The 13492-nt window shown below is 44.6% G+C and carries 11 protein-coding genes; 10 read left to right on the forward strand and 1 reads right to left on the reverse strand.

Annotation, left to right across the window (positions count from 1 at the left end):
• Positions 1–74 precede the first annotated feature (74 nt).
• The 8 genes from EKQ44_RS01370 (at position 75) to hutG (ending at position 8609) form a co-directional block, all read left to right on the forward strand.
• Positions 75–377: an ArsR/SmtB family transcription factor gene (locus EKQ44_RS01370; protein ID WP_237661729.1), complete on the forward strand. Its 303-nt coding sequence runs from the start codon at positions 75–77 to the stop codon at positions 375–377.
• A gap of 591 nt (positions 378–968) precedes the next feature.
• Complete coding sequence (locus EKQ44_RS01375) at positions 969–1754, forward strand: SDR family oxidoreductase (protein WP_237661730.1); 786 nt, start codon at positions 969–971, stop codon at positions 1752–1754.
• A gap of 50 nt (positions 1755–1804) precedes the next feature.
• A complete protein-coding gene (locus EKQ44_RS01380; RefSeq protein WP_237661731.1) occupies positions 1805–2422 on the forward strand; it encodes a hypothetical protein in 618 nt (205 codons plus the stop codon).
• Positions 2423–2511: 89 nt separating this feature from the next.
• Positions 2512–2952, forward strand: coding sequence for a hut operon transcriptional regulator HutP (gene hutP / locus EKQ44_RS01385; RefSeq protein ID WP_237661732.1), 441 nt, complete (start codon positions 2512–2514; stop codon positions 2950–2952).
• Between the two features lie 135 nt (positions 2953–3087).
• Positions 3088–4587: a histidine ammonia-lyase gene (gene hutH / locus EKQ44_RS01390; RefSeq protein ID WP_237662533.1), complete on the forward strand. Its 1500-nt coding sequence runs from the start codon at positions 3088–3090 to the stop codon at positions 4585–4587.
• A 130-nt stretch (positions 4588–4717) separates the two neighbouring features.
• On the forward strand, positions 4718–6388 hold the full coding sequence (hutU, locus tag EKQ44_RS01395; RefSeq protein ID WP_237661733.1) for a urocanate hydratase: 1671 nt from the start codon (positions 4718–4720) through the stop codon (positions 6386–6388).
• A 3-nt stretch (positions 6389–6391) separates the two neighbouring features.
• Positions 6392–7651: an imidazolonepropionase gene (gene hutI, locus EKQ44_RS01400; RefSeq protein ID WP_237662534.1), complete on the forward strand. Its 1260-nt coding sequence runs from the start codon at positions 6392–6394 to the stop codon at positions 7649–7651.
• On the forward strand, positions 7644–8609 hold the full coding sequence (gene hutG / locus EKQ44_RS01405) for a formimidoylglutamase (RefSeq protein ID WP_237661734.1): 966 nt from the start codon (positions 7644–7646) through the stop codon (positions 8607–8609). The genes hutI and hutG overlap by 8 nt, the downstream gene beginning before the upstream one ends.
• A gap of 46 nt (positions 8610–8655) precedes the next feature.
• Here the strand turns inward: hutG and EKQ44_RS01410 are convergent, their stop codons facing one another.
• Positions 8656–9543: an NAD(P)-dependent oxidoreductase gene (locus tag EKQ44_RS01410; RefSeq protein WP_237661735.1), complete on the reverse strand. Its 888-nt coding sequence runs from the start codon at positions 9541–9543 to the stop codon at positions 8656–8658.
• A gap of 268 nt (positions 9544–9811) precedes the next feature.
• On the opposite strand from EKQ44_RS01410, the gene EKQ44_RS01415 reads away from it, so the two are divergent.
• Both EKQ44_RS01415 and EKQ44_RS01420 read left to right on the forward strand, forming a co-directional pair.
• Entirely contained in the window at positions 9812–11677 is a 1866-nt protein-coding gene (locus EKQ44_RS01415) for a PAS domain S-box protein (protein WP_237661736.1), read from the forward strand.
• A 193-nt stretch (positions 11678–11870) separates the two neighbouring features.
• Positions 11871–13214, forward strand: a complete 1344-nt coding sequence (locus EKQ44_RS01420) for a sodium-dependent transporter (RefSeq protein WP_237661737.1) — start codon at positions 11871–11873, stop codon at positions 13212–13214.
• Positions 13215–13492 lie beyond the last annotated feature (278 nt).

Consider the following 13492-nt stretch of genomic DNA (forward strand, 5'->3'; position numbering starts at 1 on the left):
TATCTGTCCCTATTTTAATGATATCCTGCTATAATAGATAAAAGTAGATAAGGACGATGAAGGAGTACTGTCACATGAATGAAAAAGCGATTCAAACCTTTCGGGACTGTATCCCATTATTTCAAGTGCTTGCGGATGAAGCAAGACAGGATATCATTCTTCTGTTGGCAGAAAAAGAAGCATTGACTGTTACAGAGATTGCTGATGCATCACGCCTTTCACGGCCTGCTATTTCCCATCATTTAAAGATCCTTCGCGACAATAAATTGGTGGGGATAGAACAAAAAGGTACACAGCGCATCTATTCCTTGAGTCTTGACTCCTCTGTTGCCATGCTGAAGAATTTAATTGGGATTGTGGAGAAGGAATGTTTATAGTTGAGGAAAACAGCCAATAGATATGGCTGTTTCAGTGTGTAGACAAAGTCCAAAAATGATAAAAATATCTAGTTGATCGCAGTGGAAGGACCGGAGACTCCTGCGGGAGGAAGGGACAGGGAAGACCTCGCAGGGAGTAGCCGTGGCCACTGAAAAACCCAATAACTTATCATTATAACGTTTTCTAGCTGTTGATTGCAGCAATAGGCGAAGACTCCTGCGGGGGGATAGCGACATTCTTGAGACCCCGCAGGGCGTAGCCCGAGGAGGCTCAAGGTCGCCCCGCGGAAAGCGAAGCCTAGTGCGGAAATCAACAGCGGTATGGAACAGATTACTAAAATTATGAACTTTTTCAGTGGCCTGGGCGTAGCCCGAGGAGGCTTCTGTACCGCCCGCGGAAAGCAAAGCTCCTGCAACGAAGATCAACACTTCCAACAGATAACCTAACTAATTCATAGTTTGTCAACAGTCTGAACAGCCATTAGATATGGCTGTTTTTTAATTCTGCTTGAAACACATCCTTCTTCCGTTACAAGTTAAAAAGTAAGCGTTATAATAAAAGGTATTAAGAATGAAAGGGTGTGTCATTAGATGGAATTAAATTTAAAAGGAAAAACAGCTCTTGTTCTAGCCTCAAGTCAAGGACTAGGAAAAGCTATTGCTGCATCTTTTGTACAAGAGGGCATCAATGTTGTTCTTGCAAGCAGGAATGAAGAAAAGCTGCTGGAAGTGGAAAGTGAACTGAAGAACTTGGAAGGCGGCCAGGTTTCCTATATTCCAACGGATATAACAGATCCAAACCAGATCAAGCAGGCCGTTCAGCACGCAATGGATACATATGGACAGTTGGATATTTTGGTGAACAACGCCGGTGGCCCACCTGCTGGTTCATTTGAGCACATTACAGACGAGCAGTGGCAACAGGCGTTTGAATTGAATCTTTTAAGCTATGTCAGAACCATCCGCGAGGCATTGCCACACTTAAAGAAAAACGGTGGGAAGATTATCAATATCGCTTCCTCCTCCATAAAGGAACCGATTCCGGGTCTTTTATTATCTAATACGTTCCGGACTGGAATAGTTGGGCTGACAAAGACACTTGCAAGCGAGCTTGCACAGGATAATATTTTGATCAACACTGTGGCACCTGGAAGGATTGCGACAGATCGTGTTGCTTTCCTGGATGAAGTGAATGCGGAAAAGCAAGGCATCACCAAGACAGAAATGGAAGAAAAGGTAAAGGCGGGAATTCCGCTTGGACGCTACGGCGAACCGGAGGAGTTTGCGAAAGTGGTGACATTTTTGGTATCGGATGCCAACAGTTATATGACGGGAAGCTCATTCCTTGTGGATGGCGGCATGGTCAAATCCATCTGATACAAATCCACTGGCAATCTGTTAGATAGAGAGAAGGGAAGCTAGTAATCATGAAGAATTTGCTTTTGTTAATAATTGGGGGCTTTGCTATAGGAATCATCCTGGGAGTTTTGAACGTACAATTTGATTTCTGGGTCTTTGTCGTTCTCCTGATTTTAGCGTTCATAGCTTTATCCTATCGGGATGTACGTTATATGTTTTTATCCAAAGACATTGAAAAAATAGAAAAGTACCTGGAAAAAAAGCGCCATGAACCCTATTATGGATTCATCTTGGAGCTTGCAAATGGCAATCTTCCTGCTGCTAAAAAAGAGCTGGACGAGCTTGAACGGAAATGGAAGGGCAAAAAGACAGCGGTTTTCTGGGCACAATACTACCTCAGAGTCGGCAACTACGCCCAAGCGAAAGAGAAAGTGGCAAAGATTGCCCAGGCTGACATCAAAACCTATGTGCTTGCTGGGATTGCTGCTGGAGAAAAGGATGATAAAAAAGCCGAAGACTTGAAAAATCAATTGCAAAAAGATTGGATGAAATATGCCATCGAGACAGAAGTGGCATTAAACCATAAGAATTACTCGCTTGCGAACGAAAAGAAGGAACTGGCCCTTCAGTCAACAAAAGGCCTTCAGTATTACATGATCTATAAGGAGTTTGAGGGTAAGAAGTGAAGAATCTCCTTGACAGGAATGCTTGAACAAATTTACACTAGATGTAGACATTAGTTATTAGAAAATTTTCAGTATTGAGGAAAATGCATATGGTACTAGCAATAGATCGACGAATTGGAAAATATGCAATACTTCTTGCGATGAACGGGGACCAAGAGGAACTGCCAGTTGCAACTCCGACACATTGGAAAAGTTGCATGGGGAAAGTGGGTTCCATGGATTCGCAAAAAGTGGTGGCTGCCATCGAGACAGCCGCCAAAAGGGAAGGTATCATCAAAGCGGATGGATACAGGGAAACACATGCCCTATATCATGCCATCATGGATGCTCTTAGCGGTGTAACGCGTGGCCAGGTCCAGCTTGGCTCTGTCATGCGGACGGTAGGATTGCGCTTTGCAGTGGTGAGGGGAAACCCATATGAAGATGTAGAGGAAGGCGACTGGATTGCAGTTGCACTTTATGGGACCATCGGTGCTCCTGTCAGGGGATCGGAGCATGAAACGATCGGTCTGGGAATCAATCACATTTAAATAGCACGCCCATAGTTGCTGATTAATAGGGGGCTGTACTTTGACACATGTTACATGGTTGAAGTATGGCCTCTTTTTGTGTGTAAAAAGGGGGATATGAAGTTGGAGAAACAGCGGGAGAAAGGGAGAGTTGCGATGATTACGTTGAACGGGGAATCGTTGACCCTTGAGAAATTGAATAGGATTCTTTTTGAAGGGGATCGGGTGGAAGCTTGCAAGGAAGCGATGGTAAAAGTGGTTGCAAGTCGAGCAGCGGTAGAGAATATTGTGCGTGAGGGCAAGATCGTCTACGGAATTACTACAGGATTTGGCAAGTTTAGTGATGTGTTGATTCCGTTTGAAGAAACAGCAGCTCTGCAACGAAATCTGATACACTCTCATGCTTGCGGGGTGGGTGAGCCGTTTGCAGAGGTAATCGGGCGTGCCATGTTGGTACTGAGGGCAAATGCACTTCTAAAAGGCTTCTCAGGTGTCAGGCCAATCGTTATCGAAAGGCTTTTGAAGTATGTGAATGAGGGAATTCACCCTGTGGTACCGCAGCAAGGCTCACTAGGCGCAAGCGGAGACCTTGCACCACTGTCCCACTTAGTACTGACCTTACTAGGGGAGGGGGAGGTTTTTTATAAAGGGGAGCGCCGATCCACAGCCAGCGTTTTAGCTGAAAAGGGAATCTCACCGATTGAGTTGAAAGCTAAAGAAGGGCTGGCGTTGATCAACGGGACACAGGCGATGACGGCGGTAGGAGTGGTTGCATATTTAGAGTCAGAGAAAATGGCGTATCAGGCGGAATCCATTGCTGCGATGACCTTTGAAGGACTCGAAGGAATTGTGGAGGCGTTGGACCATGATGTCCACCGGGTCCGGGGGTATCAAGAGCAAGTGGACGTGGCAGCCCGCTTCCGCACGCTACTTGATGGAAGCAAGCTTGTGACAAGGCAAGGAGAAAAACGTGTACAGGATGCATACTCCCTGCGGTGCATCCCCCAAGTACATGGCGCATCTTGGCAGGTGCTTGGTTATGTAAAGGAGAAGCTGGAGGTCGAAATCAATGCGGCAACAGATAATCCACTTATCTTTGATGATGGCGGGAAGGTGATTTCAGGGGGGAATTTTCATGGTCAGCCTATTGCATTTGCCATGGATTTTTTAAAGCTTGGCATGGCAGAGCTTGCTAATATATCGGAGCGTCGGATTGAAAGGTTGGTCAATCCGCAGTTGAATGACCTGCCACCTTTCTTGAGCCCAAAACCTGGACTTCAATCAGGCGCCATGATCATGCAATATTGCGCAGCCTCCCTTGTGTCGGAGAACAAGACATTGGCGCATCCGGCAAGTGTGGATTCCATACCATCATCGGCTAACCAAGAGGATCATGTAAGCATGGGTACGATCGGGGCGAGGCATGCCTACCAGATAGTTGCCAATGTGAGGAGAGTGCTTGCCATCGAGTGGATGTGTGCCATGCAAGCCCTTGAATACAGGGGAGTCTTCCTCTCCGCTCCACTCATGCAAAAATGGTACCAAGAAGGGCGTGCCATCGTCCCAAGCATCAACGAAGACCGCATCTTCTCCAAAGACATCGAAGCACTGGCAGCGTGGATGAAGGATGAGGGGAGCGTTCTGTGTAGAGCGTGAAATTCCTAGGGGGGTCTGACCCCCCTCAGAAATTTAATATCACCGCAACAATTCTGTAACAATACAGAAACTGTAGTTATTTCAATTTTTAAATCTTATTAAAAAATCGATCAAAGGGGATGAGTGAGGTATGAAGAAGGAAACGGTGAAGGTTATTCGTGCGCCAAGGGGTAGCGAGTTAAATACGAAGGGATGGGTGCAGGAGGCTGCACTGCGTATGTTGATGAATAATCTTGATCCAGAAGTGGCGGAGATTCCGGAAGAACTTGTGGTATATGGAGGAATCGGGAAAGCGGCGCGTAACTGGGAGAGCTTTGATGCCATTGTGGAATCGCTTAAAAACTTGGAGGAGGACGAAACGCTTTTAGTCCAATCAGGGAAGCCGGTTGCTGTATTCCGCAGCCATGCGGATGCACCGCGAGTACTCTTGGCCAATTCTAACCTTGTGCCAAAATGGGCAAATTGGGACCATTTCCATGAACTCGATCAAAAAGGCCTTTTGATGTATGGCCAAATGACAGCGGGCTCTTGGATTTACATCGGTACTCAAGGAATTTTGCAAGGGACCTATGAAACGTTTGCGGAAGCTGCCAAGCAATCTTTTAATAATACGTTAAATGGAACTATTACTGTAACAGCGGGACTTGGGGGCATGGGTGGAGCACAGCCACTTGCCGTCACGATGAACGGTGGGGTGTGTATCGCCATCGAAGTGGATGAGCACCGTATCGACCGTCGCATTGAAACAAGGTATTGCGATGTGAAAGTCAAAACAGTGGATGAAGCAATTCAAAAAGCCGAGGAATATAAGAAACTAGGAAAACCGTTATCTATCGGACTGTTAGGAAATGCTGCTGAGATCCTTCCGCAATTAGTAGAAAGAGGCTTTATACCAGAACTACTGACAGACCAAACATCTGCCCATGATCCGTTAAACGGTTATATTCCGATTGGAATGACACTCGAGGAAGCGGCAAAATTAAGAAAGGCAGAACCGGCACAATATGTGAAACATGCAAAAGAAAGCATGGCAGTGCATGTAAAAGCGATGCTTGATCTGCAACAAAAGGGTGCCATCACGTTTGACTATGGAAATAATATTCGCCAGGTCGCGTTTGATGAAGGCGTAAAGAACGCGTTTGACTTCCCTGGGTTCGTCCCGGCATTCATCCGTCCACAATTTTGTGAAGGGAAAGGCCCGTTCCGTTGGGTAGCGCTTTCTGGTGACCCGGAAGATATCTACAAAACAGATGAGGTCATTTTAAGAGAATTCTCATACAATGAGCACCTATGCAACTGGATCAAAATGGCTCGTGAAAAAGTGGCATTTCAAGGTCTGCCGTCTAGAATCTGCTGGCTTGGATATGGGGAACGTGCCCGCTTCGGGAAGATAATCAATGAAATGGTAGCAAATGGTGAGCTATCCGCTCCGATCGTCATTGGTCGAGACCACCTTGACTGTGGCTCAGTGGCATCCCCGAACCGTGAAACGGAAGCGATGCTTGACGGCAGTGATGCAGTGGCGGATTGGCCGATATTGAATGCTCTCATCAATGGTGTCAATGGTGCAAGCTGGGTTTCTGTACACCATGGTGGGGGTGTCGGTATGGGTTATTCCCTTCACGCCGGAATGGTGATTGTGGCCGATGGAACGGAAGCTGCAGGAAAAAGACTTGAACGTGTACTGACATCCGACCCTGGGATGGGAGTTGTCAGGCATGCTGACGCAGGCTATGACCTTGCTAAAAAAGTGGCAAAAGAAAAAGGCGTGCACATCCCTTTATTGAAGGAGAGTGAGTAATTGATGCAATTAGATACACTACTGATCAACTGTGGTCAACTACTAACGATGGATCATGAGGTTGATATTGTCAAAGGTGAAAAGATGAATGTCCTCCCCCATATTGAAAACGGGGCAATCGGCTGGAAAGATGGCAAAATCCAGTTTATCGGAACAACCGAAGAAGCAAGAGAATGGCAAAGTGATAGTGTCATAGATTGCCAAGGAAAGCTAGTAACTCCAGGGCTTGTGGATCCGCATACCCACTTGGTGTTCGGGGGATCAAGGGAGCATGAAATTGCGCTTAAACAACAGGGCGTCCCTTACCTAGAGATTTTAAAACAGGGCGGGGGTATCCACTCTACGGTCCAAGCCACTCGGGAGGCAAGTTTTGAAGAATTGGTGGAAAAGGCAGACTTCCACTTAAAACGTCTACTTAGCTATGGGATCACGGCAGTTGAAGCAAAAAGCGGTTATGGCCTAGACAGAGAAACAGAACTGAAGCAACTACATGTAGTAAAAGAGCTTCAGCAGAAACATCCTATGACGATCGCATCAACGTTCCTAGGGGCACACGCGATTCCTAAGAACTTTAAAGATGACCCGGAAGGTTTTCTTGGTGAAATGGCAAAATTATTTTCTATCATAAAGGAAGAGCGACTAGCAGAGTTTGTGGACATCTTTTGTGAAGAGGGCGTTTTCACGATCGAACAATCAAAGCAATACTTAACAAAAGCGAAAGAGGCTGGGTTTTCCGTCAAGATCCATGCCGATGAAATTGTTTCGTTAGGCGGAACGGAACTTGCGATCGAATTGGAGGCAGCATCAGCAGATCACTTGATTGCAGCCTCGGACGAAGCGGTGGAGAAGTTCGGTTCTTCAGAAACGGTGGCGGTGTTGTTACCTGGAACGACATTCTACCTTAATAAAGATTATTACGCGAAAGCACGTGGGATGATTGATGCGGGAGGAGCGGTTGCACTTGCGACAGATTTTAATCCTGGAAGCTCACCGACAGAGAATATCCAGTTCATCATGAACCTTGCGATGCTGAAATTGAAGATGACATGTGAGGAAATATGGAATGCCGTCACGGTCAATGCTGCAAAAGCAATCCATAAAGATGAGGTTGCCGGTCGACTTCAAGTTGGGCGCCGTGCCGATGTGGTGATCTGGAATGCACCAAACTATCAGTATGTCCCATACCATTATGGTGTGAACCATGTGCATAGCGTGTTTTTAAAAGGAAAGGAAGTTGCCAAAGGGGGAGCGATCCTTGAGTAGACCGGCCTTTTTACAATCCGCAGGAGCTCCGCCGTTCGTCGATCGACATTATCCGAAAGCGGCGGAACTACTACAAGCATGGGACGGGGAAGGGGAGGTAAGGGGGACGACGCTTATAGGTGTCCCTCTCTCCAAGCCTTCCATCAGTCATTCGGGTGCAAGTTTCACACCAGGTGTGGTGAGAAACCTGCTTCAGTCCTATTCCTCCTATGCAGAGGAGGGGGAGATGGACCTTCGGGAATCATCTAAACTGACGGATGCCGGGGATATTCATATGCATGCCACAGACATAAAGGAATCCTATCGAAGGATTGAAGAAGCGGTGGCTTCCTTATTAGGTAAAAATAAAGATTGTGTCCCAATATTCATTGGTGGCGACCATTCCATCACTTATTCAACCTTATCAGGTATGAGCGGTGTGAAAACAGGGAAAATCGGGGTCATTCAATTCGATGCCCATCACGATCTCAGAAACACTGAAGATGGTGGACCTACAAACGGTACCCCATTCCGTAGGCTGCTCGAAGCAGGGGTGTTGGAAGGCGATCATCTGGTACAGATTGGCATCAGGAATTATTCCAACAGTTCTTATTATCATCACTATGCGAAAGAAAATGGGGTTAAGGTTTTTACGATGGGTGATGTGAAAAGAAAAGGGATTTCCGATGTGATAAGGGAATCTGTGGAGCATCTTCAGGGGAAAGTGGAGCATATTTACTTGTCCATTGATATTGATGTGCTCGATCAGGCGTATGCACCAGGCTGCCCGGCCATCGGTCCAGGTGGGATGACAAGTGATCAGCTTCTTGAAGCAATCCATTTATTAGGTAAGGAAGAAACGGTGTGTGGACTTGACATTGTGGAAATCGATCCTACTATTGATTTTCGTGACATGACCAGCAGAGTGGCCGTTCATTGCCTGTTGGAGTTTTTACGGGGAAAAGCTTGGAAGCGATAGAAATATAGAATGGGGACTGCTGGATGCAAGCAGTCCCCATTTCCTTTTAGTGTATCGTCGTATTTTTGAATAATTTGAAAAGTGCCTGTGTGCCGCTATCCGCCTCGCCCTGGGAGGATAGTTTTACATACATATCCCGTGCAAGGGAAAGCCCGGGGACATCAAGCCCCATTCGGTCCGCTTCATCTAGTGCGATTTCCATGTCTTTGATAAAATGTTTGACAAAAAAGCCAGGTTCATAGTTTCCGGCTATAATACGAGGCGCAAGGTTGGATAAGGACCAGCTTCCTGCAGCCCCGCTGGAAATGCTTTTTAGTACATTCTCGGGATCAAGTCCTGCACTATCAGCATATGCCAATGCCTCACAAACACCGATCATATTAGTGGCAATGGCAATCTGGTTGCACATTTTCGTGTGCTGCCCTGCTCCTGCTTCTCCTTGGTGGATGATGTTCGCTCCGAAAGTTTCAAAGATCGGCAAGCAGGCATGAAAAGCCATCTCGTCTCCTCCGACCATTACGGTAAGACGGCCTTCTCGCGCGCCGATATCTCCCCCGGAAACCGGGGCATCCAGACTATGCAGCCCTCGGTCCTTAGCTTTCAAATAAATTTGCTTGGCTAATGTAGGTGTGGATGTAGTCATGTCAATCAGGTAGGCACCTTCTTGTGCATGAGCCAAGATGCCGTTCTCTCTCAAATAAACTTCCTCCACATCCTTTGGATAACCGACCATCGTGATTACCACATCGGCTCCCATTGCAGCCTCCCCTGCGCTAGCCTTCCAAACAGCCCCACGCTCCACCAACCCAAGCGCCTTCTCCCTCGAACGAGTAAACACACTCACCTCATACCCCTGCTCCAGCAAATGCCCCGCCATACTATTTCCCATCACACCTGTACCAATAAACGCAACTTTATGTAATTCGTTATTCATATGCAAATACCTCCTGGGGTCTGACCCCTTTTTTTCTTTTTTTTCTTTTTTATATTCTCCCATTATACATCGTTCGCTGGTAGTCCGGTAGATTGCTTGAAAGGATGCAGGAGGGAAAATTTTGTTTAGGTGTGGTAAGAGTTTTGTCAATTAGTTATAATATTTAGAAAAATAAAGAAATTTGTAGTATAATAGGGAATATTGGAAGTGAAGTTGGAGCGGATGAATGAAATGAATCGACGATAGATTAGGAAGGGAGGAAAGTATATTGAGTACCCCTGACTCTTTATTGAAAAAAGAGAAGAAGCAATCTGTTGAATCTATTACAAAAGTCCAAATGATCATTGTGGTATCGGAAACCGGAAACGTTCAATATGTATCCTCCACATGTGAAGCACTTTTAGGCTATACAAGGAAAGAGTTGGTAGATACTGGACTAGAGAAATGGATCAATTCGGAAGATCTATATTTAATAGAAAGCTTGATTTATCAACCTTCCCATCAAACCCATTGTTATTTCCGGATGAAAAAGAAAGATGGTTCGCTTTTATGGATGGAGGCTGTCCTATCAGAAGTGAACTCCCCGTTGGGAGAAGATAAGGAAATAGTGTTGCAGCTCTCCCGTACATCAGACTATGAGAATCCTACAGAACGAGAGATGGGAAGCTCCATCGCGATGCCTATTTCGGGAAGGAAGCATGGACAACAGCAGACAGAAATGGAAACGGATATAGATATGGAAGATTATTCTGCCTACGACCTCATTGAACACCTGCCAAACGGGGTTTTCATCTTTGTAGATGGAATAATCAAGTATGTCAATGAAGCTGGAACGGTCATGCTTGGAGCTTGTAAGAAAGAGCAAATACTGGAGACCTCCGTGTATGAGTACATAGAAGAAAATTACCATGAAATCGTGGAAAAACGGATTAAATCTGTTCAACAAGGCTTTCGGGTTGGCCAGATGGAACAACGTTGGAAGCGATTTGATGGGAGGGCGATCGATGTTGAAATCACCTCCAACCATACTACGTTTAAGGGGGAACCCGCATCTTTTGTCATGCTCGTCGATATTTCACATAGAAAGAATTTTCATAAAATCCTTCAAAATAGTAGAGAGCGTTTTCGTAAATTGGTACAAAACTCCATCGACACGATTGCAGTAATTTGTGATGAAAAGTGGACGTTTATCAATGAGTCAGGCTTAAAAATGTTTGAAGTGGATAATTATGGAGAGATTTTTGGTCAGAGTATCTATGAATATATCCCAAAGGAAGATTTTCAAAGAATATGGAAGGAGGTACACCTGCAACAGAATGGAACAAAGCTTCCGACATTTGTACAAGAGTGGACGACATTGAAAGGCAATAGAATCTTTACGGAGTTTGTCGGTATACCTACTACCTACCTTGGAAAAGATGCACTCCAGGTCATCATCCGGGATATAACAGAAAGGAAACAGGCGGAAGCATTGATGTTGCAATCGGAGAAACTATCGGTTGCGGGTCAATTGGCTGCAGGTATTGCCCATGAAATTCGGAATCCGTTAACCGCCATCAAGGGATTTTTTAAACTGCTTGAACGGGAGATGGAGGAAAAAAAGGAGTATTTTCATATTATCGAATCGGAGCTTAGCAGGATAGAGCTCATCTTAAGTGAACTCCTTTTGCTTGCAAAACCGCATCAGGTCTATATCCATCAAGTTTCAGTCCATTCTCTACTAAAAGATGTTGCAACGTTGCTTGAAACGCAGGCAATTATGAACAATGTATGGTTTGATTTACGATTGAATGCAGATGACCCAATGTTTAAATGTGATGAAAATCAGATGAAACAAGTGTTTATCAATCTGATCAAAAACGGTATTGAGGCAATGCCGAACGGGGGAACCATTTTCATTGACACAGAAGAAGAGGAAGAGGAAGTAGTCATCAGGCTAAGAGATGAAGGCACGGGAATTCCGGAAGATATCATCACAAGGTTGGGAGAACCGTTCTTCACGACTAAAACGACAGGAACGGGTCTAGGTTTGATGATCACATTCAATATCATTAAAAACCATGAGGGCAAAGTGGATGTCACAAGTGAAGTGAATAAAGGGACGACAATCGAAGTCCGCTTTCAGAAGGCATAAAAGAAAAGTAGTGAATTAGGAATATTCATAGGTAAAAGAGCTAACCCTTACAATGTATAAGCATGTGGGATATCTATTTTTCTGCAGTCATATTGGCAAAACCTTTTGTAGGACTTTACAGAAAATTCCCTATACATTTTTCATAAAGGATAGTATCATAGTAGACTAATCTTTGAAATAGGAGTAATAAAATATGAAACAACATGAGCAATGGACATCAAAAATTGGCTTTATTTTAGCTGCAGCTGGGTCAGCGATCGGGCTTGGGGCCATATGGAAGTTTCCGTATATGGCTGGTACCAATGGAGGAGGAATATTCTTTCTATTGTTTATCCTCTTCACACTCCTGATTGGAGCGCCAATGATACTGGCGGAGTTCATTATCGGAAGGTCTACGCAAAAGGATGCCATAACAGCGTATAAGGTGTTGGCTCCAAAAAAGAAATGGTATTTCATCGGTGTTTTAGGAGTTGTCGCATCATTTATACTCTTGTCCTTTTATAGTGTCGTAGGTGGATGGATTGTCACCTATTTAGGAAAGAGTATCTCGGGCGGGTTATCTCAATTTTCGTTGGAGCAATATGGAGCACTATTCGAACAGACGATAGCTAACCCCCTTCAAGTTATAATTGCACAGTTCATTTTCTTGGGTATTACTATTTGGGTCGTTCAAGCCGGGGTTCAAAGTGGAATTGAAAAGGCCAGTAAGATTTTAATGCCATTATTATTCATCATTTTTATTGTATTACTGGTTAGATCTCTCACTTTGGAAGGTGCAATGGAAGGCGTTCGCTTCTTTTTACAACCGGACGCTTCCCTGATTACGGCAAATACATTCTTAATGGCCTTGGGAATGGCTCTATTCTCACTAAGTGTAGGGATCTCTATCATGGTCACTTACAGTTCCTATCTAGAAAAAGGGGAGAACTTGGTACGCTCAGCAGGATCGGTTGTCGGACTCAATATCATCATTTCACTATTATCGGGTCTTGTGATTTTCCCTGCGGTATTCGCATTAGGGTTGCAGCCGGATGAAGGGCCTGGATTGGTCTTTGTTGTATTACCAGCAGTGTTCGATCAACTGCCGCTTGGCGGACTGTTCTTGACCATGTTCCTGATTCTTCTTTTATTCGCAACCTTGACTTCCGCTTTCTCCATCTTGGAAATCATTGTAGCGGTTATTGTAAAAGATAATCAGGAGAAGAGAAGAAAAATCGCAGTCATTGCTGGTTTGATCATTTTTGTACTGGGAATTCCGTCAGCACTATCATTTGGCTTATTATCTGATATAACCATTGGGGGCCTTATGATTTTTGATGCAGCAGACTTCCTAGTAAGTAACATTGGACTTCCTGTAGGTGCACTACTGATCTCATACTTTGTCGGGCACAGAGTACCCAAGAACATTTTAGAGGATGAATTCTTCCAAGGGTCAACCGTTAAAAAAGGGTTATTCCAAGTATGGTATTCATTGATCAGGTATGTCATACCATTTGCAATCCTACTGGTATTCCTGCAATCTTTAGGTCTTTTTTGATACAAAGAATGTAAAAACGTCGGGCGAAAATTGCCCGACGTTTTTTATATGGACAGAAGTGACTGAAAAAAGTGAACCAACTCTAGTTTATAGGATAAACAAGGAATCTATTACATATTTTCCTATTGGGAAACTTTGAAGTCCAACCTTTATATTAATGCCTTTTTTTCGCTCTATTTTCCCAATATGATTTTCCCGTGACTGATGGTAAACTTTCGTTAATAGTTCTTAATAGTAAGAATTATTAAAAATCTTATTCAAGGAGTGAATCTATTGAA

Origin of the sequence: Sutcliffiella horikoshii (genome assembly GCF_021991925.1) — a bacterium.
GTDB classification, from domain to species: Bacteria; Bacillota; Bacilli; order Bacillales; family Bacillaceae_I; genus Sutcliffiella_A; species Sutcliffiella_A horikoshii_F.